This is a genomic window from Deinococcus rubellus, from assembly GCF_025244745.1.
GTDB classification, from domain to species: Bacteria; Deinococcota; Deinococci; order Deinococcales; family Deinococcaceae; genus Deinococcus; species Deinococcus rubellus.
In genome coordinates, this window is record NZ_CP104213.1 from 643,999 (window position 1) to 668,241 (window position 24,243).

Below are 24,243 nucleotides of genomic sequence, written 5' to 3' on the forward strand. Positions count from 1 at the left end.
TCGCAAAAGACGGAAGTAGGCGGCTTGTCTGGCTGCTTTGATTTCTCGAAGATCACCCAGTCCTCAACCATGCGGCGTGACGAAGCCCCTGCGCTGACCATCAGAAGCAGTGCGGGGCCTTTTCCTCCGGCTCAGTGCGCTGCCTGATCTCGAGGACGGAAATATGTTCAGGGCCGCTTGGGCTGGATGACGATCTCCAGGTCGAGGGCTTCGAGGATGGCGGGCCAGTGACTGCGTTGATTGATCGGTGAAGTTTGCAGGGTGCGGCTCAGTGATTGCTGAGGGATGCCAAGCTGCGCGGCCAGCTCGACCATTGTCATTTCTCTTTTTGCCAATTCAACTTTGACTGTAGCTCTGGTATCCATTCCCAGAGATCGCGAAAGAGGCTCCGTTGGTACGCGCTCACTCACCAGCTTGGGCAATTTGATTCGATCAATTTTGGGTCGATCCGAGAAATATGCCAGCAGCTAGCTACGCTGGCGCTCTGAGACTTCAAACCATTCCCCAACCACCCGACTATCAGCAAGCATCCCATGAATGAATTGCTCCATCCGGCGTGCATCGGCAGCTTCCAGAATGCCTAAAACGACAGCATCGCAGCCGAAGTCTTTGCTGACTTGCTTCGCTCTAAATTCTGGATCAATCGAGATGCCGATTTTGAGCAGGTGTGTATTTTTGTCCTCTAGGACATAAACGAACTGGCTCATGCTTGCCACTCCAGAATGTTGGCGAGAGTGATCTCCTTGCTACTGATCTGCCGTAAGGCGCGAATCACGCTGTCTAGAACTTCTAGATCGGGCCGCTTTGTCGTGCCGTCGTACATCCCGCGCAAGGTGTTCATCGCCACGCCGCTTTCTTTCTGCAAGGCGTAGCGCGTGATTGAGTGCGCGTCCATCGTGTTTTTTAGCTTCCAGCTCACCATCCCATCAGTATGAAGTGTGTTCATAGGTTGGATAGTATCAGAGTATTGACAGCATAGCAATACTCTGATACTATCTAGGCATCAGAAAAGCGCCTCCTCCCGCGAAGAATGTGGCGCTTCCTGAAATCCCTGAGTTACCGGAGACCCGCTATGAACGATAACACCTTCACCCCGAACACCGGCACCCGCGCACAGAGCCGGACCTTCAACGTCCTGAGCGTCACCCGCGAGTGTGGCGTCACCACAGACGTCGAGTACGCCATCATCAACCTCACCCGCACGGACGCGGGCCTGAGCGCGCAGATCAACGGCCAGTCTGCCGAGCTTGAGCGCGCTGTGCGGCTGCTGAGGCAGGCTGAGCGGGTGTGGCTGCTCGACGAGGTGCTGCTGCCGGTGATCGGCAAGCCTGCCGCCCGCCTGCTCCACATCGAGCTGGGCCGCCTGGGGTACCGCACCAGCGCCAGCCACTACGAGGTCGCCGCTGCGGTGCTGGGTAGGGACGTGACCAGCCTGGCCACTCTGACCGTCGAGGAAGCCGTCATCACCCGCAGCTTCGCCTACGGCCAGCTCAGCCTGCCCACGGGGACGGTGGCTGCATGAGCGCCTACACCGTGGTGCCTGTCGAGATGACGGGCCTGGTCAAGGTGCTTCAGGCCCTGCCGGTCTCAGGCAGCAGCGACAGCGTGAACGTGCAGATCCGCAAGCTGGCGCAGACCGAGGTGGGCCGGGAGACCGTTCGCCGCTTCGCCAACCGCGCGGCACTGCTGCTACTGGCAGGGCCGACCAAGCGGATCTGCCCCGGTGACCCGGTGGCCGCCCAGTGCCGCGCTCAGGCAGCGCAGACGTGGCAAGCCTCATTTGAAGCGGGCGTGGACGTGCAGACGGAGCTATGGCGCGAGCTGTTAGCCCACCTGCCCGAGGGGTCCAACGCCGCGCGCTACGACGAGGCCACGGAGCTGACGTGCCGGTTGATCCAAGACGTGCGCTAATGCTGCGCTTCGACCTCCCCGCTGCGCGGCTCGCGGCGACGACGACGTTAGGAAGGGGTGCGGAAACCATCCTGGGCCAGCTGGAGGCTGCCGGGTTGGTGGTGATCAAGCGCGCTGATCTGCCGAACCTCGACGCCGCCGTTCGCACGTTGCTCGACGTCGAGGACATTGTCATCACCAGCGAGTGGGAGGTGCCCTACGCCTGCGAGGTGATCCCTAACGCGAAGACGGGCGGCCGGACACTGGAACTGGTGGCGGTCGTCGATGCTGTGGCGGGTGTGCGCGAGGCGCGGCTGCTGCGCGAAGTCATGGGTGGCACCATCAACGTGGAGATCGATGAGGCCAGGGGGCTGCTGCTACGGGCCTGGAGGGAAGAAGAATGAAGATCATCATCCTGCACCCGAGTGGCCAGCGCGAGGAGCGCGAGCTGCCGATCGAGTTTGATAACCACCTGGAGGCCCTGCAAGCGGCGGTGGGTGTGGACATTGAGTATCTGAGCCCGGCCTTTTACGGGTTGCACAATTCCGAGGTGGTTACAGGCATCGGATACGTTGAGAGAAGGGAAGCGGAGGTTAGGGCAGTGGTCCTAGCGGTTCTCCTGCCGCAGCGTGTACACCACCAAGTGATGGCCATCCGGATCTAGACCATCAAAGGTTCGGCCAAACCCCTGCTCCACGATGGCAGTAACTTTCACACCGAAGGAGGTCATCGCTGCGTGGACTTCGTCGAGCGCTTTTGTTTCAAAGCCCAACTCGACGTCTCCAGGACCGGTAACCTTTCCAGGCTCTTCGGTCGTGGCATCTTTCAGACTGAGCGTACAGCCGCCTGGAGTTTGCAAGATCAGCATTGCAGGTAGAGCTGAGCGTCGCTCATCCAAGATCAAGCCCAGGGTTTCTTCATAGAAGCGCCTTGCATAATCAACATCACGGACGAGCAGGTTGACATTACGTAGAAACACGGCAGGTTCACGCTGGGTCATGCATTGAGGATGACAGAGTGAGGTGCGGGTGTCTTGAAGAATTCCGGCGAATGGATTTCACGCCACAAGGCCAGCGGCGTGCGACCAGTGAAGCGGCGCACTTCCCGAGACAAGTGGGCTTGATCAGCAAAGCCCAACTCCACTGCGAGTAGGGCGAGGAGAGGGACAGGATGCGCAAAGAGCGCCAGAAGAGTACGTTCAAAGCGGATTAACCGCTGCAGTCCAGTGAGGCTGCACCCGAGATTTGAGCGGCAAAGACGCTGAAGAGCACGCTCAGAGGTCTGCGCCAAGTCTTCGAGTGCCGCTGATGGAACACGGCCGGACGCAGTCAGGAGAGCGATCCCAGCCAGGGCAAGTGGGTCCGGTTTCCACGCCGCGCATGTCTCTGCAAGCCAAGTGCATGTGGTCTCCATCGCCCCCACGGCGTCATGACTTGTCAAAGCGGCCAGCACTGAGGCTGGAACTGAAGCAGTGCCAACAGTCAAGGCAGTGACCTGCGGCAGCATCCAGGGAAAGAAGCGTAGACGAATCGCTGGGCCAGACAGCGATGGAGCGCGCTCGGGACTCCACTGAAGGCCAGGGGAAAAAACGAATGGTGCAGCATCCTGACCGACTTGGATGACCAGATCGATGTGGGCATCAGGCCACAGTAAACGAGATCTGGAGGAGGGAGAGAGCATGACCGTCACGTCACTCAGAATGTGTTCAAGGAACGTATCTGAACTCTTCAGGTGGATTGGAGCGGCGAACGCCTGATGTTGAGTAATCGGTACGGACGTCATAACCAAGTGTAGGCATCCTACGGAGTGGATTAATACCACCACTCGAACCATATCCAGACCTCTCTATTTTGGGTACAAGGTCCCTTCTGGGCTGGTAGAGCGACCCTCAACTCCTCGATATCCGGTAGGGCCAGCCCAGCACGCGAGCACCGACTCAGACTTGCTGCTGGGCCTGATGACCTCTGTGCCATCCACTCTCCGGACCGATCGTGCTGGTGCCGACCGATGAAGATGTGCAGGCCCGGCGGCAGGCGCAGGCACATTTCTTTGGGCGGCTGGACGCGGTGGTGCTGGGGCTGAGCAGTGAGGCAGAAGCGGGATTGGGGTTCGTGATCGACGCGCGAAGGTAATCGCTGCCGAGCACCTTGCCCACCTTGATCGGGTGGGCTTTTTTGTGTCGGGTGTACGCCTGATACTTCCCTACATGTGGTAACAAATATGTTACAATGTGGGCAGTCAGGGAGGTTGGGATTGAAAGTACGAGAACTCGAAGCAATGCTGACCAAGCACGGGTGGACTGAACAGATCAGAGGAGGCACCAACCACCGGAAATGGACGAAAGAAAACGAAGAGGGATTCATCATCCTGAGCGGAAATTCCAGTCGAGAATCGGACAAAGGGCAACAGAACGCGGTGCTCCGCAGACTCGGACTCAAATAGACGCACCGGGGGCCCCGGCCCCCACCCCACCCCTGACAGATGGAGACACGATGGACTACCTGGCACTCGTAACGAAAACGGCAGACGGCTACGCGGGCAACGTCCCTGAATTGCAGACCATTCTGGCGACGGAAGATACGCTCGACGCTCTGAAGACCACGCTGGCCGAAGCGGTAGCGCTCTACCTGCTGGACGCGCCGAACGCACCCGCCCCGGTGGCGCAGCGCCTCTCGGACCTGAGCGAGCTGGTGCAGGAGGATTACGCTGAACTGGACGTGACCCTTCTGCGCGTGACTCCCGCGCCAGTCAACCCGGTCAGTCTCCAGGTCGCACGGGTCATCGACGAGAGCGGCCTGAGCTACCGCGAGTTGGCCAGACGGCTGGGGACTGGGCACGCGGCCCTGTTCCGGCTGGCCAACCCGTTTTACTGGGGCCACTCGCTCGCCATGCTGCGGCGGCTGGCGGAGGCGTTGGGTGCCCACCTGGACGTGAACTTGACCTCGAATGTGGGCCGCCCGGTGGCACCTGGTGAGGCGCAGGCCGTCTGATGCCGCGCGCGCAGCGCATCAACGCGCACACCGGGGAGATTCTGGAAGATCTGGGGTGGTTCGAGACGGCCCACCAGGCCCGCAGCGCCTGTGGTAAGCACGCGGAGCACTTCTTGGTTTGGGGATACAGCCCAGATGGTCTGTGGGTCACGCAGGAAGACGATGAGGTGTATCACGTTGAGGCCGACCCACCCGAAGGCAGCGCGACGGCTTAGGCCACTTGCGGGATGCGCCGCTCTTGGTCGAGCACCTAGCCTGAGACAGACCTGTGGGATCACCGGCATGACCTGGGCGTGCCCCTCACCCGGCTGAGGACGGCCCACAACAAAAAGCCCCCTGCATACCCGCCGAAACGGGTGCAGGGGGCTTTTTGTTGCGTTGACATTCCTGTGATCGTCCGAGGCAGCCAGTCCGCCCGCGAGGCCCTGCTGGTCAGTGAGCAACTTGAATACCTGCGCTGCAGATTCCTTTGACATCCAGTCCAACGCTCATCGGCGTATGCCAAACCTGAAGGTAAGCGTTCCGCGTTTCCCCTGGAGAGGTAAGGTGGGACATGTCATTGGAGATACACGAAAACCGGTTAAGGGATGTACTCTCCGTTATTGAGGATGCCCGCATGCCGCACTTCGGCGCGCGTGATGTGGCCCAGAACATCAAGAGTGCCATACAAGGCTGGGAGCATCTTGAAGCGTCCCTGACTGGACTTCATCGGGACATGGAAACGGCTGTCGGTATCGTTGAGAGCTTGCTGGTGGAAGCTGGACCCCATCAAACCGCACGGCTTCAGATGCTCGAGCACTTTCAGCATGATCTGAATCAGATCCGCGTTTCCGAGGAATTGCTCCAGCAGAGTATGGATACGCTGTACGCCCAGTACTATGAACTGATCTAGCGTGAATGCTGCGAGCGTCGACAACAAAAAACGCCTCCGCTCCCAGGATCAGCCAGGGCGGAGGCGTTGAGTTGCGGACTTGGCGTTTACGACCACGCGGCCAACATGGCGTTGCGCCAGAAGCTTAAGAGTCCAGACAACTGCGCCTGGAACCCTGAAAACTCGACCGGCTTCACGATATAAAAATTGGCCTGGAGATCGTACGCCGCAGTGATGTCTTCCGGCTTTCGCGACGTGCTCAGTATCCCTACTGGCAGGTGGCGTAGTTCGGAGGTCGTCTTGATCACCTTCAGTATCTCAAAGCCGTTCATCGCGGGCATGTTGATATCCAAGAGCAGGAGATCAGGGAGCCGAGCGCCCGCCTTGAAGCTCTCGAGGACCGCTGGGCCAGATTCGCTGAAGGTGAATTCACAGTCCAGACCAGGGTAGTTCAACGCTTCTTCGGCCAGTAGACAATCCGCGTAGTTGTCGTCGATCAGCATCAGGCGAAATGGACGATTCATGTCGTGGAGCTCGCGGGAACCACAAGCGTCTTCATGAGATATTCAATTTAACATGCCAGCTTTGGTTCGGATCACCTCTGTGTCCACTCTTACTAAGCACCAGATGGCCCATGTCAGGCCGCACCAGAATGAAATCCTGATTGCCTAGCCCCTCTGGTAACGAAAAAGCCCCCCTGCACGAGCGCCGAAGCGGATGCAGGAGGGCTCTGGCTTGCGGACTTGTGGTGTTTAGCGCGATCCGCCCGTGACATTCGGTGGGGCCGCGCCCTCCGAAATCAGCGAATACGAAGCGCCATCAGGCCGCTGGTACGCCGCCTCGGCCACCAGTACCCCACGACCCGGCAGGACGTACATCCGGCCAGCAGGCACTGTGCCGAGGGTGCAGACCAGTTGAGCGCCCTCGGCCTTGCAGTTCGGATCGTTGACGGCCAGGTTCACGCCGCTCAGCGTCACCTGCACCGCCTGAGCGTCCAGACTGCCTGCTGCGAACGTCACCACCGCCTGGCTGTCCTGGCGATCGATGGTCAGTGCGGCGCTGCCAGGGTCAGGCACGGCAGGGAGAGAGAGCTGGACCGGCGCGCAACTGGCCAGGGCGATGACGCCCATCAGCATCAGCAAGCTGCGCTTCACTTTAGACCGCCCTGGGGCAGGGTGCCGTCATCGGTGACCGGCGCATGCACCAGGCCGTTGAGGAGACCGCCGATCTGACCGAAGGCCCAGTCGATGGCCTCGCCCGCATGCTCGCGGACCAGCTGGTCGTCCACCAGGGTGTCTTTCAAGCCCGGCACATTTGCGGTGGCCTTGGCGTACTGGGTGACGATGTATTCGGTCCCCTGGGCACGCTTGGCCGCACTGGCCAGCGTGATGCCCGCCTGCGCGACGGCGACGGCCTGGCGCTCGATCTCAGGTAAGGCCTTGAGAGCAAGGAGTTTGAGGTGCAGCTTCAGGGTATTCAGGGTCAGTGCATTCACGGTGCTCCTGTACAAACGAGCGCGGCCCCTGCACGTGGCAAGGGCCGCAAGAGGGTGGATTGGGACCGAATGGGACGGAATAAGCCCGTCTCAAGTCGGAACGGGCCTAGTAAGGCTGATTGGAACCGGGTCGATCTGTCACCAGCGGCGCGTCGTCCGGCTGGTGCAGTGCAGGCCAGTCAGTGCGGGTCAGGCTGGCGGCCTCGTCCGGCGTGATCGGCGTCAGGGTTTCGGCGGGGAGGGCGTCAGGAACCGGCTGTGGCGTGGCAGCTGGTACTGCTGTCGCCTGTGCCGCGCTCAGCTGCCCGAGCACCGCCGTGATTGCATCCACCTTGCTGGCGGCCTTCTCGCTGCTGCGCTGCTGCTGGTAGCTCACCAGCCCGCTCACGATGGCCGCCAGGATCACTCCGGCCAGTACACCGCCCCAGGGTTGAGGCAACTGGATGTCGAGCAGCGCCGCCACCCTGGAGAGCATCACCGCCCCGAGCAGCCCGCCCAGCACCAGCGAGAGGCCCAGCACCCACAGGCCCGTGAAGTCGAATGTGCTGTTCTTCAGGATCGTCTGGGCCAGCAGCTTGAAGAACTGGGTCAATCCGAGCTGTGTCAGGGCCAGCAGCACCACGAACACGATGCCTGCCAGGCCGAGCTGCCCCAGGTAGGGCACAAGAAGTTCCATTATTTCAGCCCTTTCGCCGCCGCCAGTTCAGGCGGCACGTACACGGTGCGTGGATGCTTGTCGGCTCCCAGCAGCACCCGGCCCTGGGCGTCGACCGCGATGCTGGTCCAGTCCAGGCGCAGCTTGCCGTCTGGATCTCGGTTCTGCGAGTAGAGGTAGAGCGGCGTGGGCGCGGGGGCTGCGGATCTGCCGAGTGCATCCTGCCATTCCGCCAGCGGTGTGCCCCTGAGTGGGTCGGTCCACTGAAAATGCATCCCATCTTCGTAGGGACTCGACCATCTCCCGCCCCACGTCGCGGTCAATCTGCATCCTGCCCATCGGTGAGCCGTACCCGTTCCACTCGGCGTCAAAATCAATCGCCGCGCCGAAGGCATGGACGCTCAGCGGGCGGGTCCGGTCATGGCCCATGTGCCGGGCCGCGAATGAGCCATTGAAAGTGCGAAGCCTGGTATTCAAGCCGCGCCGGTGCAGCTCCACCCAGGTCGCCACCAGGATCGGTGCGACGATCCGGTGGACGCTGACGCCGGTGATCTTCGCGCCGGGATACTGTGGAAAGCCCGGCAGATCGGAGAGGTTGACCTTCACCAGGTTGTCCTGCTTCCAGGCAGGCGACGGCTCGAACCATGCCCCGCCCTGCTTGCTCGGTCCAGCGCCTGAACCTTCGGGATTGCCGTAGGTCGCCAGGAGTGCAGCGGTGGTTTCGCCGCTGGGACGCGCCGCGCTGGCAGCTTTGAAGTCAAACATCTATTTCCCTCCCCTTTTAAAACAGCTCTCTGGAATCACGAACGGCACCCGATAGGCCGCCGCATCTGAATTGGGCGACGTGGCCGCACTGCGAATCTCGTAAAACCCCGGCTCCAGATCAGCGGGCAGCGGGTATTTGCCGAAGGCGCTGTTGAGTGTCTGCCCCTGCTGCGCCTGGGTCCAGATGAAGTATTTCGGCTCGGTATCCGGCTTGAGCGTGCGGCCCTCCGAGGCGTCCCACAGGGTTCGCACCACCATCAGGAGCGTCGGGGTTTTGTTGACGATCAGGCGCGGCTGCCACGTCACCACCCCGCCGGGGCACACCTCCGGTTTGATTGGCAGGTACACCTCAGCGGTGTAGCTGAACGGCGAGGGCCGCCAGATGCTGCTGTAAAGCTGCGAGGCCAGCAGGCCCAGCAGCACGGCCACACACGCGCCGAATACGCCCAGAAACGGTGCGACCCAGCCAGGCATCACGCGAGCAATGTGCGGACTCACGGGTGGCTCCCAGTGAGCTTGAAGACGGTCACGATCAAGCCAACGAGAGAGACGAGCGAGCCGCCGCCGAGGTACTTGATAACGGTCATCTGCCCCTCCTGCCGCGCCGCTTGAACTCGGCTGAGTTGTTCAATGGCGTCCAGTCGATCAGACGCGGCGGTGTCCACGCTGTTGAGGTCGCTTTTGATTTTGTTGATGTCTAGGCGCAACTCGGCAACGGCGTCCCTGACAAACTCTCGGATGCTCGGCACGTTGTTGTCCCTGTCGCCCGACACGCTGCGCTCAAGTCGTTCCAGGGCCTTCTGAAGCGTCTGGAGTGTGGCGTTGAGCTGCTGCAAATCCACTTGGTCACTCATGGCCCATGCTCCACGGGAATGCCGCGCCACGCGCCCAGTTCGTCGGTGAGGACGTTGAACTTCTCAGCGTCGTACAGCTCCCAGCGCCAGGTGATTGAGGTCCACAGCTCAGCGTCAGGCACGGTATTTCGGGCTTTGCCGATCTCCCACGCCCCTTGTAGCGGCTTGATCGGCTGGTACGGCGCACCCTTGCGCTTGACGTTCAGGGTGCTGGATTTGCGAACACGGAACACGGTGCTGGCCGGGCAACCCGGCGAGACGATCAGCCGCACATGGTAGGCCACGCCCCGCACCTGATCCGGCGAGAGGGTGATGGCGCAGGGCGCGGGCCGGGTGAGGACCGCTGCCGGGAAGAGCAGGAGCGGTCCGAACAGCAGGAAGGTGAGCTTCAAGTGGCCTCCGGGGTCATGGTTAGAGTTTCGCCACGCCCCTGACACCTGGGCGAGGCAGCGAAAAGCCCGCGCTGAGGCGGGCTGTGATGTGTGTTGGGTGGCTGAGAATCAGGCTGGACTTTCGGCGAAGGCTTGCAGTACCTGCTCGCCTCGCGCTGTCAGACGGTAAATGCGGAGCCTTCCATTGCCAAGGCTCACATAGAGCGATCCATTGGCGTTCAAACGCTTTAGGGCTGTCACAACCGTTTCATCGTCGTAGAGCCTTAAGCCATGCTGAATGGCGATGGCCAGCAACTGCTGACGTGTCCTCTGCAGGTCCATCGAGGCGCTTGCCAGCAGCGCGTGCTCGATTGAACCCTTGAGGACCACGTGTGATTTGAAGTGGGAGGACATCGGCTTCCAGTATAGAAAAACGCTGTGTCGGGTGGCCGATAGCTACGAAGAATCAAGCCGGACTTTCAGTGAAGGCTTTCAGCATCTGCTCGCCTTGCGGTGTTAGATGGTAATGGAGTAAGTATCCATCGCTCCGACCTGACTTGAATAACCCACTCACCTTTAAACGTCTCAGGGCTGTTGTAACCGTCGGGTCATCGTAGAGCCTCAAGCCATCGCGGATGGCGATGACGAGCAACTGCCGACGCGTTCTTGGCGTGTCAACCAAGGCGCTTGCCAGCAGCGCGTGCTCGATCGAATCCCTGAGGACAACGTGTGATTTCCAGGCGGGGGGCATCAGCTTGCAGTATAGAAAAACTCTGTGTTGGGTAGCTGATCGCTGCCGTTAGTACCCCTGGCAACGGGGCGCGGCGCGAAGGCTCCCGCGTAGGCCGGGGGCTGCGGCCTGGGTTAGGTCAGGCGGCAGGCGCGGAGACTGCCTCGAAGATTAGTTGACTTTTCGCAGCGTGAAGTTTGTGCTTAGGGCCGACAGCGTAACCGGCGAGCCGCTCTGATTATTTGCCCAAAGTTCGAGATAGTCGCCAGCGTTCAACATGATTTCGACATAAGGAACGATGAGCGACTGTCCCGCAAGGCTGTTCGTATAGAGGTTAAGCGAGCCGTTTTTCTTGAGAAGCCAGTTGACGTTCGTCAGACTTGGTGAAGTCACGCTCAGAACGTAGATGCCGCCGAGTCCAGCCGGGATCGTGATGCGCGTCAACGCGCCTGAGCTGTGATAGTTGTCCGTGTCCCAAGTCTCCATAGAAACTGGCAGGCTGAGCGCTGCATTCAAGCCTCCGCTTAGACCTTGTGACGTTGAGTTGCTGCCGATGAACTGGAATCGGTGATCGCCTGCGCTCGCGCCGTCTGTGCCTGCCGAGCCGGTTGCGCCAGTCGGACCCGCCGGACCCGTCGCCCCTTGTGGTCCCTGTGGCCCAGCCACACCAGCGCCCGTTGGCCCGGTGGCTCCTGGCGGGCCTGCTGGTCCTTGTGGTCCTGCGGGTCCAGCCACGCCAGCGCCAGTCGGACCCGCCGGTCCCTGTGGGCCTGCTGGACCTGTTGTCATCGCCGCAGCGGCAGACAAAGCACTGGCGAGCTGGCCCTGTCCCGCTGCGAGCGTCGGCAACAAGGCAGCGGCAGCCAGAGCATCCGGTTTTGCCGCCGCAGCGGCCAGGGCATCCGGTTTTGCTACTGCCGCCGCCAGCGCGTCCGGTTTGGCGGCAGCGGCGGCCAGGGCGTCAGTCTTTGCCGCCGCCGCGATCAGGGCGTCCGGCTTGGCAGCAGCGGCGGCCAGCGCATCCGGTTTGGCGGCAGCCGCAGCCTGAGCGCCGGAGACATCGAGGTCCTGAAGTTGTTGCTGGAGCTGCTCACTCTGCACCATCTGCTGCGCCTGCGCCGCTGTCGCTGCCCTTGCATCTGCGGCCGCCGCCACCACGTCTGCCACCGTCGTCTCCAGCCAGGAGTTCGGGCCCGAGTTAAGACCCTTAACCACCAGGCTGCCCAGCGGCGCGTTCAGGCTCCATTCGCCCGGTGCCGAGGCGGCGACCTTCCCCACTGACTTGAAGCGGCGCACCCGACCCTGCTGATCGGTCAGCTCGGCCAGTAGCTCGATGCAGGGCGGGTCGGCACTCTCACCGATGTCCGCGCCGGGCAGGTAGAAATCTCCACCCTGACGTGCCTGCACCCGCGTTCCGCCCCCGGCCAGCACCCCCTCGATCGGCCAGACGGCCCGCCGGGTCCCGTCTGCCCAGCCCTCGTCATCGGACCGTGCGGGCGTGGCGGTGACCGTGCCGCTGACCCAGGCGTTGTCTGTTTCCGCCGGGATCATGCCGGTCACTTTGAGCCAGCTCATTTCGCTGCCTTCAAGCTGGCGACCTCGGCTTCCAGCGCGGCCAGCCGGTCCACCCCTTGCGAGAGACGGGAGAGTTCGGCATGCAGCTCGTCGACTCGTTTTTTCAGCCCTGGCGGCGGCGGTGCCGCACGCGGTACTGGTCCAGATGTCGGCCCGCGAAGTTGCTCGACCAGGCTGAGCCGCGATTCGAGCGACTGAAGATCGGCCCTGACTTTACTGAGTTCGTCCATAAATCTCCTAGAAACGTGGAGCGAGCGAGGTCGGATTCGGTACCTGGAGCGGCTTGAGCTTGAGGGTCACCGTGGCCACCCGCGACGTGCCGCCGTCGATCGGCTTGTCCTCGATCCAGCCGCCGCGTACACCGTCGCTGCGGCGCATAACCGTAGGCGTCACCCAGCGCTCAATGGCCAGCGCCGCCGCTGCCCAGCGCTGGTGCTGACTGAGCAGACTGGCCAGCGCCGTCTCGTCGGGCATGATCACGCTGTAGCTGTATTCCAGGACCTGCGGCTCGCCGTAGCCGTCTGGCGAGAGGTCCAGCACGTCCGGGTAACCGTAGGCGCGTTCCAGTTGCGGCTGGGGTGGGGCGCGCAGGTGGCTGGTCGGGCGGCAGCTTCGCGGCAGCGCCACCCGCGTCCCTGGAGCGATCAGCAACTGATAGAACTCGCTCACGCCTTCCCCCGGTCCCAGTTCAGTGTCGAGCCGAAGCCCAGCGCCGGGCTGCCCTGAAACGGCAGCGGCCCGGCCCGGACCACACTGCGGACCCCGCCCTGACGCGCCACCTGAATCCGTGTGGTCGCCGGACGAGATCCGCCGCCCGGCAGTCCAGCCACCCGCAGCCCGGCGTGGATTCCTGGCAGCGCGAAGGTCCACGCCTCGTCCGTCACGATGGGCGATGACAGCCCGGTTGGCGGGGCCTCGTAGGCGACTGAGTACGAGTTCTGCTCCAGGCGACCACTGGCGCTGATGGCGAAAGCCTCGCCGGAGATGGCTGATCCGGTATCCAGTCCCTCCAGGCCCAGAATCACCACGATGTAGTCCACGTCTGAAAGTGCGTCGGCCGTCGGCTCGAACTTGTATGTCCTGCTGGCGGGAGCGGTGAGTTCCGGCTGCTCTTTAGCGAGCGTCTTGAAATAACCTGACGCCTGGTGGCCCTGGGCGATCATGTACATCCGGCAGCGCCCGATGACGGTGTTGGCTGACAGGCTGCACACCAGGCTCATGTTCTGAAGCCGCACCCCCGATGAGCGGGCCGGGATGCTCACCCGCACTTCTGCCGTACCGATGTTGATGCCGCTGACACTGATACTGCCGCCGCCCGACGCGCTCAGACCCACGTTCGATTCGATCACGCTGCTGGTCACCGAGCCGCCCACGTCCGCCACGCGCGGCGGCAGGAAGGCAGGCCGGGCGACGTTGCTGAAGCTGTCCTGGTAGGCCGGTTGGTAGGTGCCGTCGCCCTGTGCCCAGGCGCGGGTCTGGGTCAGGTAGTCCGTGATCTCCCGCCCTTCGGGTTCCAGATTCAGCGCCCGCTGATCAACGGTGTACCCCGCGTACGCCGCGCCCTGGTCCTGGCGGCCCGCCGTGAATACCAGGTCCGGTCCCGCCCCAAAGGTGGCGTCTGGATCGCCCTGAAGGGCCTCCTGCCAGTACTCGGCGTAGGTCATGTGCGGGGTGTAAGACGAGGGCCCGACACTGTAACTTCCGTAGATTCGCGCTGTGCTGGCTGCCTGGAGGGGCGACGCGCTCGGCGCGACCGGGTTGGAATAATTTCTGGGCTGCGGCACATACCTCGGCAGGCCCATCTGCGCCGGATCAATCAGGGGCATGGTCCAGCGCTTGATGCCCGAACGCTTGGGCAACCCCAGCAGGCCGGTGTAGATCACCACCTCATCTTGGTTGGGGAGCACCGCGACGACCCGCACCAGGCGGCTGCCGGGCGTCAGGGTGCAGGTCACTGGATTGCCGGGCAAGCTGGTAGTCACGAATCCGTCCGGCAACTGCGCTGGGTCGACGCCAATCTCGAGCTGGCCGTCGATGCAGGTGTTCAGGGCGCTCAGCGGCAGGTCGTAACTCAGCACCTGCTTGTCCCAGATTTCGGTGGGAGTGCTCGACGGCCAGGTGCTGTACAGCTCCACATAGAGCCGACTGACTGCCCAGAGCTGGTAGCCCTGCCCCGCTTTCTTGACTGTTCTGGTCAAAAGATCCCCCTTACTGCGGGTTGTAACCGGCCCAGTTGGTGCTGGGGCCGCGTGAGACGTACTGACCGAATTGCGTCACGAACTGGCCGAAGCGGCCGACGTGCCCACCGAACTCCGTGCTGGCGGCCTGCTGCTGCTGCGCCGCGCCGACGATCTGTCCGGCTCCGGCCGTCAGGGCGTCGGTGAACACCGTGATCTGCCCGGCGCTGAGGCTGCTGCCCTCGGTGGTGACGTTGCTGCTCTGGTCCCCGCCGCCAAAGCTGACCTCAGAAGGTCCGGAGAGGCCGCTGGAGAGGGCAGGGTCTTTGGAGTTGGTGTCCGCTTCGCTGCCGAACAGCCCGAGGCGCTTGCTGGTCGGCACCAGCACGTTCTGATAGAAGGCCTGGAGTTGCGTGTTGGCGGCCGCCGCCGCGTTCTGGATGCCTTCGGCGGCGGCCGCCATGCCGTTGGCGTCTCCAGCTTTCATCGCGGTGACGTAGGCGTCGAGGAAGGGTTGCAGGATGGCCGTCATGGCCGCGCCCCGCAGGAAGCCGTCAATGAGCCCTTGCAGGATCTGGTTCCCGAGGGTCTTCTTCAGATCGATGCCCAGGTCACCGAAGCTGGCCTTCCCGGCCTTGATACCGTTGAGCAGCCCGGTGCTGATGCCCTCGTAGATGGCGTCCCCGAGGCTCTTGGCGATGTCGATCGCCTGCTGGTCGATCACGCTGCGACTCAGCGTTTGCAGGCCCAGGAAGCCGCCCTTGTACGTCTGCACCACGGCGTACTTGCCGAGGTCAAAGAATTTGACGTCCTGGGTCGAAGCCTGGATCTCAGATTTCGCCTTGGACAGCGAACGTTTTGCGCCCTGAATGATATTCAGGACCGTGTTCACGACAGTGGCGACCGCCGCGATGATGGCCCCCACCCAGTCGCCCTTGGCCAGGGCTCCAAGGGTTCCCTGCACCCCGTCCACTAAGGCCGCAGTCACGTTGTCGATGTCCTCGTTCCCGGTGACGAAGACGTCTTTCAAGCCACCCACCAGGGCTGCCGCGCCGCCCAGGATGGCCCCGCCCTTACCTGCCACGCCGCCTGCCGAGAAGAAGGCCCCCAGTCCGCTCAGGCCTGCCGAGAGGGCACTCTGAAGCTTGCCGCCCGTGCCAATGGCCGCAGCCCCGGTGGCGAACGACTCAGCCAGCTTCTGGCCAGGGTCAGCGGCCTTGATTTTTCCTGCCAGGTCGGTGATCTTTTGCAGGGCCGCCAGGTATTCAGGCGTTCCCTCCTTGAGGCCGGTTAAGCGCCCCTTCCAGTAATTCAGCGAGGCCCGCAGTCCGATGCGGTACTCTGGTCCATCGTTCTTGCCTTCCTGCTCGGCCAGCGCGTGCCGGGCCTCGATCAGCGCCAGGGCATTTTCCTGATCTTTGTCAGCAAGGACCTGGGCACCGCTGTCATGAAGCTTGCCTTCCAGATCGGTTACTTTTTGCAGCGCCGCCAGGTATTCAGGTGTACCCCTGGTCAAGTTGGCGAGTCTGGCGCGCCAGTAGCTCAGGGCCGCGTTCAGCCCTGCCTGGTAAGCGGGGCCGTCGTCGCGCTTCTGCAGCTCAGCCAGGGCGTGTTCGGCTTCCACCAGGGCCAGCGCACCTTCGGCGTTGGCGTCCGGCACCGATTTGACCTTGCCTTCCAGGTCGGCGATTTTTTGCAGCGCTGCGATGTACTCGGGTGTCCCTTCGTTCAGTTCCTTGAGACGGCCCCGCCAGTAGGCCAGTGAGGCATTCAGACCCGCCAGGTAAGCGGGTCCGCCGTCGCGCCCCTCCACCTGCGCGAGGGCGTACTGGGCTTCAGCCAGCGCAAACGCCCCTTCTGCGTTCTTGTCCGGTTGACTGCGGACCTTGCCCTCCAGGTCGGTGATCTTCTGCAGCGCCGCGATGTACTCGGGCGTTCCCTCGTTCAGCTCCTTCAGACGACCGCGCCAGTAAGCCAGGGCAGCATTCAGCCCCGCTGTGTAGGCTGGCCCGCCGTCGCGGCCTTCCATCTGGGCCAAGGCGTACTGGGCCTCGACATACGACAGCCGACCTTCAGCCGCCTTGTCCGGCTGACTTCGGACCTTCCCTTCGAGATCGGCGACTTTTTGCAGGGCCGCCAGGTATTCCGGCGTTCCCTCCTTGAGTTCAGTCAGGCGGCCCTGCCAGTAGGCCAGGGAGGCTTTCAGCCCGGCCAGGTAACTGGGACCGCCGTCCTGACCCAGCGCCTGCTCCAGGGCGTAGCGGGCCTCCACCAGGGCCAGAGCACTCTCCTGGTCCTTGTCGGCCCGCACCTGGGCGCTCGCGGCATCGAGCTTGGTTTCCAGTTCGGTGACCTTTTGCAGGGCAGCCAGGTATTCCGGTGTCCCCTCGGTCAGCCCCGTTTTGCGGGCCTTCCAGTAGGCCAGCGCCGCCCCCAATCCAGCGCGGTAGGCGGGGCCGTCGTCGCGCCCTTCCTGATCGGCCAGGGCGTGCTGGGCTTCGATCAGCGAGAGGTTCCCTTCGGCGAGCTTGTCGTTCTGCGCCAGGGTGAAGGCTGAGGCCGCCTTGTCTCCGGCCTCAGCGGCGGCCACAGTGATCTGACTGATCAGATCGTCGTAAAGCCGCATGGTGCCCAGCAACCCGTCACGAATCTGGCGGTCTGCTGGGGTGAGATCCTCGTCGCGGGCGTCGGCAAACTGCTGGAAGGCCACCCGCGCCTTGTCGAGATAGCCTTGGTAGGTCTTCAGCAAGCTGTCGTACTGCTTCTCAGCGCTGTCACGGGCGTCTCCGGCATCTTCCGTCTTGCCCACGGCATTCAGATCACGGGCAAAGCTGCCTGCTGTGGGGGTGGGCAACTCGGCCAGGACGGCGCTGGCCTTGCTGCGAGCGACGTCGCCAGCTTGCCCCAGCTTTTTGATGGCGTCGTCGACCTCGGCCAGACTGGCCTTGCCTGCTTCGCCCATCGCGGCGTAGACCTGCCGCCAGAAGCCCAGGGCCGCCCTGGCCACATCGCGCTGCTTGCCGTCCATTTCCGACAGGCCCTGAAGCTGATCGTCAATGCGGCTTTTCGCCACCGCCACCAGCTCGTCGGACGTGGCCTTGTCGTCGGCCACCAGCTGCTTGCCAGTCGCACGTTTGACGCTCAGGGCGTAGTCCCGCACCGCGTCCGCGCCGTTCTTCTCGATCAGCGCGACGTTCGAGATGTGCTCTTTGCTGAGCGCCTCGGACACCGTGAGGTAAGAGCCGTCCTGCTGGAGGCGCTTCTGGTTCAGGGTGCCGTTGAGCGTGGCCGCGTCCACCGCATCGTTGTAGCGGTCTGTTTCGGCCTGCTGCTCGATGGTGCGGCTGGTCTCGACCTCTCTTTGCTTCTGGGCGATCAGCAGCGGCTGGAAGCGGCGGCGGATCTCCAGGGTTTGCTGCTGGGTCAAGCCCTCGACGTCGAGGGCTTCCTGCTGCTGGGCCTCCAGATCGCCAGTCTGGGCCGAGAGCAGGGTGAGGTTGTTCTTCCGGATGGTGTCGCGGGTCTGACGATCCACCGTCAGCAGGGCCGCGTCGAGCGCGGTCTTGGCGCTGAGTTCGCTGGCCGCGCGGCTGGTCGAGTTCGCCGCCAGGGTATTGGTCAGCTTCTGGGCATTGGCGCTGAGTTCAGCGGTGCGGTCGGCGTCAAGGCGGCGCTGCTGGGCGTCAGTAATGCCCTCGAGCTTGCCGAGCTTGTCGTATTTGTCGTTGATCTGGCGGTCTTCGTTGGCACTTTCCTCGCGGGCGCGGGCGTCGCGGGCGTCCTGGACCCGCTGGCCGTATTGCAGCTCCAGCTGGTAGAGGGTCGCCAGATTGCCCTTCGCAAGCGCCTGGCGGTTCTGGTATTCGCCTTCGACGTTGTCGCTGCTGGCCGATACCTGTGCGAGTCGGCTCTCGGAATCGGCCTGGTCGAGCTGGGTCGCCGAGAGGGTTTTGCGGCTGGCAATCTCCTTGTCCAGCAGCTTGACAATGGCGCTCTGGTTGCCTGCTGCCAGGGCCTTGGCGCGGGCCGCTTCCAGCTCGGACAGGGTGTACTTGTCGACTTCTCCCTTGAGGGTCTCGATCTGTCCCCGGTAATCGACGACCCCTTGCCCGGTTTTGGCCAGCGCAGATCCCTGATTGAGCAGGGTGGTGATGTTCTCGCGTAGAGCGGGCGGCAGGCGCTTGGCCTGTTCGCTCGCACCTTCCAGCCGCTGCTGGAAATTCTGGAGGCTCTCTGCCGTCGTCTTCCCCTGCTGGGTCTGGAGGCGGAAATCAGCGATCAGGTTGGTAAGGCCGCGCCCCAGGCTGTCGGCGGCCTTCTGCTGGGCTGCGAGGGTCCTTGCGTCGCGCTTGCTCTGGGCTTCCTGCTCCGAGGTTGCTTTTTTGCGCTGTGCAGTGAGCGCACCCTCGCGGCGGGTCTGCTCGGCCACCACAGCCGCGTGAACCACGTCGTTCTTGCTGGCCCGCGACTCGGCCTCCAGCTGCTTCAGGCGGGCGGCGGTGGAACCTTTCAGCGCCTCTTTGAAGTCTGAGAGCGCGATCCCGCTGAGCTTGGTGGCCTTCGTCGCCTGGGCCTGACCGTCGGTGCTCTTCGAGAGGGCGGACGCCTGGTCGAGCAGCGCAGTGACGCCGTTCTGAAGTTCAGGCGGCAGCTTGGCCACGCTGGCGCGGAAGTCCTCAATCCGCTGGTTGAAGCTGAGCTGGGACTTCTCGGTGATCTTGTGCTGGCTGGCCAGCAGCTGGTAGGACTGGATACTCTGGCGGATCTCGCGCACCAGGTTGGCGCGGGTGGCCGCGTCCCGCTCCGAAGCAGCAGCTGCTTTCTTCGAGGCCGATTCCTGGGCCTTGGTTTCGGAGGTCACTTCACGCTGACGGCGGCCCTCCTCGGCCAGGATCGCGCTGAGCTGCTTCTTGTTGTTGGTTCGAATGGCCGTTGCTTTCGCGTTGGCGAGTTCGGCGTCGGTGAGGTCGCGCAGGCCCTTCTTGTAGGTGTCCTGGGCGGCCAGGTCGGCGGCGGTGATCGGCGGGGCCTTGGACTTCTTGCCCTTCGGCCCCAGCCCCAGATCGGCCAGCGTTCCGGTACCGCTGGCGAGCTGGGTCGGCACCGTGGCCACTGGCATCTTGACCTTGGGTAGTGGCGCAGAGAGGGTCTTCTTGAGCCTGGCCGCTTCTGCATTCGCGGCTGCCAGATCCTTTCCGGTCTGAGCAAAGACGGTGTTGGCATTTTTCCCGAAGTCGGAAGCCGCCGTTTTGGTCTGGTCGTAGCCTGATTTGATATCGCTCAGGCCATCGGCGACCAGTTTGTTGCCCTCGGCGATCTTGGCGGCCTGGGCCTGTGCCGCTGCGGCCTGAGCTTCGGCTTGCTTCTGGAACTCGTCGGCGCTGCCGCCAGTCAGGGCGCGCAGGTTGCTGCCGATGCTCGACACGATGCTGGCCAGCGCGTCCCCGATCCCGATCCCGATGGTCTGAAGGAAGCTGATCAGGGGGCGAAACTTGTCAGCCACGAAGTTGAGCAGGTTGCTCAGGGTCGTTCCGATGACGTTGGCCACGCTCAGGAAAGAACTCTTGATGGCCGCGACCACCGGTAGGATCGGTACCACCAGACGCTGGTAGGCGATCTGCGCGAAGCCTGCGAAGATCTTGCCGATACCTGCGAAGATCCGCCCGATGCCCTGACCGGCGCTGCTGAAGGCCACCGGCAGGTCACCGGCCACCTTGCCCACCGCGACGATGTAGGCCCGCGCGACTCCAGCCCAGCGCGTGATGGTGTCAGCCACCCCGGCGAGGCTGATCTTGATGCCGTTGCCGCCGCCGGTGAAGGCCGACAGCAGCCCTCCGATCAGACCGACCACGCCGCTGAACACAGCACTGGCCACGCTGAACACGATTCCCAGCGCGGTGGTCACTACCGTGACGATGACGGTGAAGATCTGGTACAGCGCCACCAGCGCGGGCTTGAGAATGTTCTCCCACAGTGAGGCGATGGCCTTGAAGATCGGGGCCAGCACGCTGTAGAGCGCCTGCATGGCTTGCTGGCCGCCTGCCGACATGTCCCCGAGCGCGCCCTTCCCGGCCTGGGCCTGCTTGACCAGATCGACCAGGCTCTGGGTGACCGTGATCGCCACGTCCACAATCGTCTTCAGTGCGCCCAGGAACGGCGTGCCGATGACGATCTTCAGTTCCTCGAAGACTGCGCCGAATTTCTTGCCGCTTCCGGCCAGCGAATCGAGGCGTTCCTTGGCGACGCGGGCGGCTTCACCCTGTTTGCCCATCGCCTTGGTGTTGGCGTCGAGGGCTTTTGGCCCTTCGCGCAGCAGGATCTGGGCGGCGCGGATGGCGTCGGTCCCGAAGATCTGCTTGAGGATCTGGTTCTGGGCCTGGGGCGTGAGCTTGATCAGCTTCTCGCGCAGGTCGCCAATGATGCTGGTAAACGGCTTCATGTTGCCGCTGGCGTCGTAAGCCGAGACGCCGAGCTTCTTGAGGTATTTCTGGCCCGCATCGGTGGGTGAGGCCAGCGAGAGCAGCATCGTCTTGAGCGACGTGCCCGCGTCGGACATGTTCTTGAATCCGCCCTGCGCCAGGGTGGCCAGGATGCCTGCGAACTGCTGCATGTCGATGCCCGAAGACCGAGCGACCGGCCCCACGGCGGCGATGCCCTGGGTCAGGTCCGAAGCGCCCAGGAAGGTCTTGTTGGCGAAGTTGGCGAAGGTGTCGGCGATCGACGGAATGTCTTTGGCGGCCAGCCCGAAGGCGGTCATGGCTGCGGTGGCGGTGACCCCGCCCTCCGCAGCGGTCAGACCAGCGGCACCGGCCAGGTCGAGCGCGCCTTTCAGCCCGCCCCCGATCACATCAGCAGCACTCAGGCCCGCTTTGTTGAGTTCGAGAACGGCCCCGGCAGCTTCACGTGCTCCGACGCCCAGCGGTTTCCCGAGGTCAAACGTCGCAGCCTGGAGCTTCTGAAACTCAGCGATGGTCGGCTGGGTCAGCGCCTTGATATCGGCGAAGATCGCCTGGAACTGGGTGGCGGTCTTGACGCTCGCCACAATGGCCGCCGACAGGGCCACCAGAACCACGGTGATCCCGGCGATGAGGCCGCCGATGGGACCAGCCGCTTCGGCCACCCCGCCCAGCGCGCCACCGAGCTGACCGGCCTGCGAGGAGGCCGCGCCGAGGGCTGGGCTGAGGCCACTCAACGCGGGCATCAGGGATTTCAGGCCAGCCGACAGTGCTCCACCGAAGCTCAGCGGTGAAGCTGAGCCTTGTAGGGCGTTCTGCTGACTGGCGAGCTTCTGCTGGAGCTGCGCGAGAGCCTGGGTCTGCTGCGGGGTGACCGTGGGCCTGCGCCCGATCTGCTGGATCTTGGTGTCCACCTGGCCCAGGACGCGCTGGTACTGAGCAGCAGCGTCTTGCTGTTTACGCCAGCTCGACCCGGCGGCGCTGATGGCCTGCTCGTAAGCAGTGCGGGCGCGGGCCAGTTCGGTGCGGACGTTGGTGATACTGGTGGCGTTGATCTTCGCCCCGGCCCCACCGATGCCTTGCAGCGTGCGGCTGAGGTTCAGCGCGTCGCGGCTTCCGGCCTGGAGGCTGGGCTGCAGGGCTGTGGCCGCCGTCTTGATGCGGTCGATCTCGCGCAGATACTCGCGTGCCCTGACCGTTCCCTGACTGAACTTGCTGTTGGCGAGAGCCAGCTCGCGCCCCAATTTGCTGACACTTTCCGTCTGGGCGGCCGCTGAGGCGCGGGCCGCATCGGCAGTGGCCTTGGCAGCCGCAGCAGCAGCCTGTGAGGCCTGGCGGGCCGCAGCGGTCTGTTGTGCCGCCGCGTCGCGGGCCAGCCGGGCATTCAGGGCCAGGGTCTGACGGTAAGCCGCAGCGGCTTGCTGATCGGCGGCGCGCTGCTGGGTCGCCGCATCACGGGCAGCCTGGGAGGCGGCGCGGGCAGCATCAGCGCTGGCCTGGGCACCTTGCCGGGCCGCAGCAGCCTGCTGAGCAGCAGCCTCGCGCGCCAGACGGGTGTTGAGGGCCAGGGACTGGCGGTAGGCGGCAGCGGCCTGCTGATCGGCGGCCTGTTGCTGCTGGCGGGCCTGGCGCTGGGCCGCAGTCTGCTGGGCAGCGGCCTCGCGGGCCAGCCGGGTGTTCAGGGCGAGGGTCTGACGGTAAGCGGCGGCGGCCTGCGCGTCGGCGTTCCCAGCTCCAGGACTCCCGCCACCGGCACCGGCCCCGTTCCGCGAGCCGCCACCGGCCCCACCCCGCAGGCTGGCCCCCGCACTCCGCATGTCGGCGGCGATCTTGCTCAGGTCATTCTTCAGTTCGGTGACCTTGCCCACCAGCAGGGTCAGGCTCGACAGGTTCAGGGTCACCGAGGCGTCGAGGCGCTGTTTGATCTGCTTGACGATCCGGTCGATATCCTTCAGGGCCTTCTGGCCGTCCACCTTCAGTTCGATCTTCGCGACGTTCTGGGCCTGGGTCAGCATCGACTTGGCAGTCTTGGTAAAGGTATCGAGCTGGCGCAGGGCCGGAGCGACGAGGACGTTGAACTCGAGGGAAGCGGAGCCTAGAGAGGTCATGGGAAACTCCTGGGAAATGAAAAAAGCCCCGCTGGGGGCGCTCTTGTTTTGGTGGGCGGCGGCAGGAGCCGCCCAGATTGACTCGCCAGATGGAGGCGGGGAAGAACTCGATGGCTCTGCTCAGTCGTTCGTCCACCGCTCGGCGCTTTCCAACTGCCGCTCCCATTCGTCTTCCTCTGACACAGCTGACGTGCCGCCATGGCGCATGATCTGGCCCATCGGCATGATCTGGTGCAGCAGCTGCACGGCCCAGCTGGGCAGTTCGCGCGCACCGACGCCTTCCATCACGGCCTTGCACTGCGCGGGCGTCAGGGGCAGGTCACGGGTCAGCATTGGCGGACGGGCGAAGCCGGGCAGGAACTCCTCGGCCTCGTAGCGCTTGTGGCTCGCCAGGGCCTTGCTGTCGCCCTTCCCACCCAGCGCGTTGGCGATATAGGCCATCAGCATCGCGCTGGGCAGGTGGCGACGATACTCCAGCACCGACAGGCGGCTGTAGAGGGTGGTGAAGTCCAGGCTGGGCAGGTCCTCGATGTCCTCCATGGAGTAGTGCGGGTAGGCTCCGCAGACCTCGCACATCCAGTCCAGCCAGTCCTCGTCGGTTACTGGTCGGCGTTTGGGCTTTCAGCGCCTTCGTCTTCAGGCTCCTCCGGCTGGTAGGTGCCCTTCCGGAGCAGGTAGAGCAGCGGGCCGATGTCGTTGCTGGTGAGGTTGTCGAACATCCACGCCTCAGTGATGTTCTCTTTGGTCAGCTCGGGATTCTCGCTGCTCAGGAAGCGCGGCTGGAGCACCTTGACCATGATGTCCACCATGCCCACCAGGGTGGCGTCCTGCTGCTCGGGCGTCAGGTCCTTATCCTGGCCCGCCTCGTCCTTTTCGGCCTGCGGCAGCGAGCGCTGGATAGTGGTGATCTGGCGGTCCTCGCCGACGACCAGCACGCGGGTCTCGAAGGTCGCGTCGCCCACCTCGAAAGTCGGCACGATGGTGCTCACGCGAGCGCCGAACTTGCGGTGGACCGGGTTGAGGGGAAGGTTGTCGGGGCTGCGGGGGTTGCTGGTCTGGGTCATGGCTTCCTTTGTGCTCTCAGGGTGCAGTGGGTTTCGACGGAGTACTGTTCGGTTTCGCTCAGCAGGTGCCGGGGCAGGGCCACGTTGTAGCGCCGCCCCAGCCCGTCCGAGACGGTGAGGTGAGGATCACGGCGGGGTGCGTCGAGCAGCACGATGGCCGCCCGGATCACCCCGCCCTGCACGTCATCCGGCGCGATGATGACGACCTCGGGCTTACCGCGCCAGGTATCGCGCCAGATCACG

At 63.7% G+C, this 24,243-nt stretch carries 31 protein-coding genes; 7 read left to right on the forward strand and 24 right to left on the reverse strand.

Going from position 1 to position 24,243, the window contains the following annotated elements; all coding sequences use genetic code 11:
- Positions 1-167: 167 nt before the first annotated feature.
- The 3 genes from N0D28_RS03430 to N0D28_RS03440 all read right to left on the reverse strand — a co-directional run bounded on the left by N0D28_RS03430 (position 168) and on the right by N0D28_RS03440 (position 946).
- Positions 168-320: a hypothetical protein gene (locus tag N0D28_RS03430; RefSeq protein ID WP_260560984.1), complete on the reverse strand. Its 153-nt coding sequence runs from the start codon at positions 318-320 to the stop codon at positions 168-170.
- Between the two features lie 147 nt (positions 321-467).
- Positions 468-707: a GIY-YIG nuclease family protein gene (locus tag N0D28_RS03435; RefSeq protein ID WP_260560985.1), complete on the reverse strand. Its 240-nt coding sequence runs from the start codon at positions 705-707 to the stop codon at positions 468-470.
- Entirely contained in the window at positions 704-946 is a 243-nt protein-coding gene (locus N0D28_RS03440) for a helix-turn-helix domain-containing protein (protein WP_260560986.1), read from the reverse strand. The genes N0D28_RS03435 and N0D28_RS03440 overlap by 4 nt, the downstream gene beginning before the upstream one ends.
- 126 nt (positions 947-1,072) lie before the next feature.
- On the opposite strand from N0D28_RS03440, the gene N0D28_RS03445 reads away from it, so the two are divergent.
- Genes N0D28_RS03445 through N0D28_RS03455 form a run of 3 tightly spaced genes read left to right on the forward strand, consistent with a single transcriptional unit; the run spans position 1,073 to position 2,294 of the window.
- Positions 1,073-1,522: a hypothetical protein gene (locus N0D28_RS03445; RefSeq protein ID WP_260560987.1), complete on the forward strand. Its 450-nt coding sequence runs from the start codon at positions 1,073-1,075 to the stop codon at positions 1,520-1,522.
- On the forward strand, positions 1,519-1,911 hold the full coding sequence (locus tag N0D28_RS03450; protein ID WP_260560988.1) for a hypothetical protein: 393 nt from the start codon (positions 1,519-1,521) through the stop codon (positions 1,909-1,911). The genes N0D28_RS03445 and N0D28_RS03450 overlap by 4 nt, the downstream gene beginning before the upstream one ends.
- A complete protein-coding gene (locus N0D28_RS03455; RefSeq protein ID WP_260560989.1) occupies positions 1,911-2,294 on the forward strand; it encodes a hypothetical protein in 384 nt (127 codons plus the stop codon). Before N0D28_RS03450 ends, N0D28_RS03455 begins: the two co-directional genes overlap by 1 nt.
- A gap of 203 nt (positions 2,295-2,497) precedes the next feature.
- Here the strand turns inward: N0D28_RS03455 and N0D28_RS03460 are convergent, their stop codons facing one another.
- Positions 2,498-2,890 (reverse strand): VOC family protein, encoded by a 393-nt coding sequence (locus N0D28_RS03460; protein WP_260560990.1) that lies wholly within the window; start codon positions 2,888-2,890, stop codon positions 2,498-2,500.
- Entirely contained in the window at positions 2,887-3,672 is a 786-nt protein-coding gene (locus tag N0D28_RS03465) for an AraC family transcriptional regulator (RefSeq protein WP_260560991.1), read from the reverse strand. The genes N0D28_RS03460 and N0D28_RS03465 overlap by 4 nt, the downstream gene beginning before the upstream one ends.
- Before the next feature lie 209 nt (positions 3,673-3,881).
- Between N0D28_RS03465 and N0D28_RS03470 the strand changes: the two genes are divergently transcribed.
- From N0D28_RS03470 to N0D28_RS03480, 4 genes are all read left to right on the forward strand, one after another.
- Entirely contained in the window at positions 3,882-4,022 is a 141-nt protein-coding gene (locus tag N0D28_RS03470) for a hypothetical protein (protein ID WP_260560992.1), read from the forward strand.
- Between the two features lie 145 nt (positions 4,023-4,167).
- A complete protein-coding gene (locus N0D28_RS15625; RefSeq protein ID WP_376777652.1) occupies positions 4,168-4,332 on the forward strand; it encodes a type II toxin-antitoxin system HicA family toxin in 165 nt (54 codons plus the stop codon).
- 50 nt (positions 4,333-4,382) lie between these two features.
- Positions 4,383-4,880 (forward strand): type II toxin-antitoxin system HicB family antitoxin, encoded by a 498-nt coding sequence (locus N0D28_RS03475; protein WP_260560993.1) that lies wholly within the window; start codon positions 4,383-4,385, stop codon positions 4,878-4,880.
- Positions 4,880-5,095: a hypothetical protein gene (locus N0D28_RS03480; protein ID WP_260560994.1), complete on the forward strand. Its 216-nt coding sequence runs from the start codon at positions 4,880-4,882 to the stop codon at positions 5,093-5,095. The genes N0D28_RS03475 and N0D28_RS03480 overlap by 1 nt, the downstream gene beginning before the upstream one ends.
- 365 nt (positions 5,096-5,460) lie before the next feature.
- On the opposite strand, the gene N0D28_RS03485 is transcribed toward N0D28_RS03480, so the two are convergent.
- From N0D28_RS03485 to N0D28_RS03575, 19 genes are all read right to left on the reverse strand, one after another.
- Entirely contained in the window at positions 5,461-5,799 is a 339-nt protein-coding gene (locus N0D28_RS03485) for a hypothetical protein (RefSeq protein WP_260560995.1), read from the reverse strand.
- A 59-nt stretch (positions 5,800-5,858) separates the two neighbouring features.
- Positions 5,859-6,254 carry a response regulator gene (locus N0D28_RS03490; protein ID WP_260560996.1) on the reverse strand — a complete coding sequence of 132 codons (396 nt, stop codon included), beginning with the start codon at positions 6,252-6,254 and terminating at the stop codon, positions 5,859-5,861.
- 249 nt (positions 6,255-6,503) lie between these two features.
- Complete coding sequence (locus N0D28_RS03495; RefSeq protein WP_260560997.1) at positions 6,504-6,905, reverse strand: hypothetical protein; 402 nt, start codon at positions 6,903-6,905, stop codon at positions 6,504-6,506.
- Positions 6,902-7,246 (reverse strand): hypothetical protein, encoded by a 345-nt coding sequence (locus tag N0D28_RS03500; protein ID WP_260560998.1) that lies wholly within the window; start codon positions 7,244-7,246, stop codon positions 6,902-6,904. Before N0D28_RS03500 ends, N0D28_RS03495 begins: the two co-directional genes overlap by 4 nt.
- 106 nt (positions 7,247-7,352) lie before the next feature.
- Entirely contained in the window at positions 7,353-7,922 is a 570-nt protein-coding gene (locus N0D28_RS03505; protein ID WP_260560999.1) for a hypothetical protein, read from the reverse strand.
- A gap of 27 nt (positions 7,923-7,949) precedes the next feature.
- Positions 7,950-8,666: a hypothetical protein gene (locus tag N0D28_RS03510; protein WP_260561000.1), complete on the reverse strand. Its 717-nt coding sequence runs from the start codon at positions 8,664-8,666 to the stop codon at positions 7,950-7,952.
- Entirely contained in the window at positions 8,667-9,164 is a 498-nt protein-coding gene (locus tag N0D28_RS03515) for a hypothetical protein (RefSeq protein WP_260561001.1), read from the reverse strand.
- Positions 9,161-9,520 (reverse strand): hypothetical protein, encoded by a 360-nt coding sequence (locus N0D28_RS03520; protein ID WP_260561002.1) that lies wholly within the window; start codon positions 9,518-9,520, stop codon positions 9,161-9,163. Before N0D28_RS03520 ends, N0D28_RS03515 begins: the two co-directional genes overlap by 4 nt.
- On the reverse strand, positions 9,517-9,912 hold the full coding sequence (locus tag N0D28_RS03525) for a hypothetical protein (protein WP_260561003.1): 396 nt from the start codon (positions 9,910-9,912) through the stop codon (positions 9,517-9,519). The genes N0D28_RS03520 and N0D28_RS03525 overlap by 4 nt, the downstream gene beginning before the upstream one ends.
- 108 nt (positions 9,913-10,020) lie before the next feature.
- A complete protein-coding gene (locus N0D28_RS03530; RefSeq protein WP_260561004.1) occupies positions 10,021-10,305 on the reverse strand; it encodes a hypothetical protein in 285 nt (94 codons plus the stop codon).
- Positions 10,306-10,357: 52 nt separating this feature from the next.
- The gene (locus tag N0D28_RS03535; RefSeq protein WP_260561005.1) at positions 10,358-10,642 is read right to left on the reverse strand and encodes a hypothetical protein; all 285 of its coding nucleotides are present in this window, start codon (positions 10,640-10,642) and stop codon (positions 10,358-10,360) included.
- A gap of 150 nt (positions 10,643-10,792) precedes the next feature.
- The gene (locus N0D28_RS03540; RefSeq protein WP_260561006.1) at positions 10,793-12,196 is read right to left on the reverse strand and encodes a collagen-like protein; all 1,404 of its coding nucleotides are present in this window, start codon (positions 12,194-12,196) and stop codon (positions 10,793-10,795) included.
- Positions 12,193-12,426, reverse strand: coding sequence for a hypothetical protein (locus N0D28_RS03545; RefSeq protein ID WP_260561007.1), 234 nt, complete (start codon positions 12,424-12,426; stop codon positions 12,193-12,195). Before N0D28_RS03545 ends, N0D28_RS03540 begins: the two co-directional genes overlap by 4 nt.
- Before the next feature lie 7 nt (positions 12,427-12,433).
- Positions 12,434-12,865 (reverse strand): hypothetical protein, encoded by a 432-nt coding sequence (locus N0D28_RS03550; RefSeq protein ID WP_260561008.1) that lies wholly within the window; start codon positions 12,863-12,865, stop codon positions 12,434-12,436.
- A complete protein-coding gene (locus N0D28_RS03555; RefSeq protein ID WP_260561009.1) occupies positions 12,862-14,394 on the reverse strand; it encodes a hypothetical protein in 1,533 nt (510 codons plus the stop codon). The genes N0D28_RS03550 and N0D28_RS03555 overlap by 4 nt, the downstream gene beginning before the upstream one ends.
- 10 nt (positions 14,395-14,404) lie before the next feature.
- Positions 14,405-22,936 (reverse strand): phage tail tape measure protein, encoded by an 8,532-nt coding sequence (locus tag N0D28_RS03560; RefSeq protein WP_260561010.1) that lies wholly within the window; start codon positions 22,934-22,936, stop codon positions 14,405-14,407.
- Positions 22,937-23,056: 120 nt separating this feature from the next.
- Positions 23,057-23,512 carry a hypothetical protein gene (locus N0D28_RS03565; protein WP_260561011.1) on the reverse strand — a complete coding sequence of 152 codons (456 nt, stop codon included), beginning with the start codon at positions 23,510-23,512 and terminating at the stop codon, positions 23,057-23,059.
- Positions 23,513-23,535: 23 nt separating this feature from the next.
- Positions 23,536-24,000: a hypothetical protein gene (locus tag N0D28_RS03570; RefSeq protein WP_260561012.1), complete on the reverse strand. Its 465-nt coding sequence runs from the start codon at positions 23,998-24,000 to the stop codon at positions 23,536-23,538.
- Positions 23,997-24,242 carry a hypothetical protein gene (locus N0D28_RS03575; protein WP_260561013.1) on the reverse strand — a complete coding sequence of 82 codons (246 nt, stop codon included), beginning with the start codon at positions 24,240-24,242 and terminating at the stop codon, positions 23,997-23,999. Before N0D28_RS03575 ends, N0D28_RS03570 begins: the two co-directional genes overlap by 4 nt.
- Position 24,243 lies beyond the last annotated feature (1 nt).

Excerpts from the sequence above, each read along its gene's own strand:
- N0D28_RS03430 (WP_260560984.1), bottom strand. The coding sequence starts at position 320 with ATGACAATGGTCGAGCTGGCCGCGCAGCTTGGCATCCCTCAGCAATCA.
- N0D28_RS03435 (WP_260560985.1), bottom strand. The coding sequence starts at position 707 with ATGAGCCAGTTCGTTTATGTCCTAGAGGACAAAAATACACACCTGCTC.
- N0D28_RS03440 (WP_260560986.1), bottom strand. The coding sequence starts at position 946 with ATGAACACACTTCATACTGATGGGATGGTGAGCTGGAAGCTAAAAAAC.
- N0D28_RS03445 (WP_260560987.1), top strand. The coding sequence starts at position 1,073 with ATGAACGATAACACCTTCACCCCGAACACCGGCACCCGCGCACAGAGC.
- N0D28_RS03450 (WP_260560988.1), top strand. The coding sequence starts at position 1,519 with ATGAGCGCCTACACCGTGGTGCCTGTCGAGATGACGGGCCTGGTCAAG.
- N0D28_RS03455 (WP_260560989.1), top strand. The coding sequence starts at position 1,911 with ATGCTGCGCTTCGACCTCCCCGCTGCGCGGCTCGCGGCGACGACGACG.
- N0D28_RS03460 (WP_260560990.1), bottom strand. The coding sequence starts at position 2,890 with ATGACCCAGCGTGAACCTGCCGTGTTTCTACGTAATGTCAACCTGCTC.
- N0D28_RS03465 (WP_260560991.1), bottom strand. The coding sequence starts at position 3,672 with ATGACGTCCGTACCGATTACTCAACATCAGGCGTTCGCCGCTCCAATC.
- N0D28_RS15625 (WP_376777652.1), top strand. The coding sequence starts at position 4,168 with ATGCTGACCAAGCACGGGTGGACTGAACAGATCAGAGGAGGCACCAAC.
- N0D28_RS03475 (WP_260560993.1), top strand. The coding sequence starts at position 4,383 with ATGGACTACCTGGCACTCGTAACGAAAACGGCAGACGGCTACGCGGGC.
- N0D28_RS03480 (WP_260560994.1), top strand. The coding sequence starts at position 4,880 with ATGCCGCGCGCGCAGCGCATCAACGCGCACACCGGGGAGATTCTGGAA.
- N0D28_RS03490 (WP_260560996.1), bottom strand. The coding sequence starts at position 6,254 with ATGCTGATCGACGACAACTACGCGGATTGTCTACTGGCCGAAGAAGCG.
- N0D28_RS03505 (WP_260560999.1), bottom strand. The coding sequence starts at position 7,922 with ATGGAACTTCTTGTGCCCTACCTGGGGCAGCTCGGCCTGGCAGGCATC.
- N0D28_RS03510 (WP_260561000.1), bottom strand. The coding sequence starts at position 8,666 with ATGTTTGACTTCAAAGCTGCCAGCGCGGCGCGTCCCAGCGGCGAAACC.
- N0D28_RS03520 (WP_260561002.1), bottom strand. The coding sequence starts at position 9,520 with ATGAGTGACCAAGTGGATTTGCAGCAGCTCAACGCCACACTCCAGACG.
- N0D28_RS03530 (WP_260561004.1), bottom strand. The coding sequence starts at position 10,305 with ATGTCCTCCCACTTCAAATCACACGTGGTCCTCAAGGGTTCAATCGAG.
- N0D28_RS03535 (WP_260561005.1), bottom strand. The coding sequence starts at position 10,642 with ATGCCCCCCGCCTGGAAATCACACGTTGTCCTCAGGGATTCGATCGAG.
- N0D28_RS03540 (WP_260561006.1), bottom strand. The coding sequence starts at position 12,196 with ATGAGCTGGCTCAAAGTGACCGGCATGATCCCGGCGGAAACAGACAAC.
- N0D28_RS03545 (WP_260561007.1), bottom strand. The coding sequence starts at position 12,426 with ATGGACGAACTCAGTAAAGTCAGGGCCGATCTTCAGTCGCTCGAATCG.
- N0D28_RS03560 (WP_260561010.1), bottom strand. The coding sequence starts at position 22,936 with ATGACCTCTCTAGGCTCCGCTTCCCTCGAGTTCAACGTCCTCGTCGCT.
- N0D28_RS03565 (WP_260561011.1), bottom strand. The coding sequence starts at position 23,512 with ATGTGCGAGGTCTGCGGAGCCTACCCGCACTACTCCATGGAGGACATC.
- N0D28_RS03570 (WP_260561012.1), bottom strand. The coding sequence starts at position 24,000 with ATGACCCAGACCAGCAACCCCCGCAGCCCCGACAACCTTCCCCTCAAC.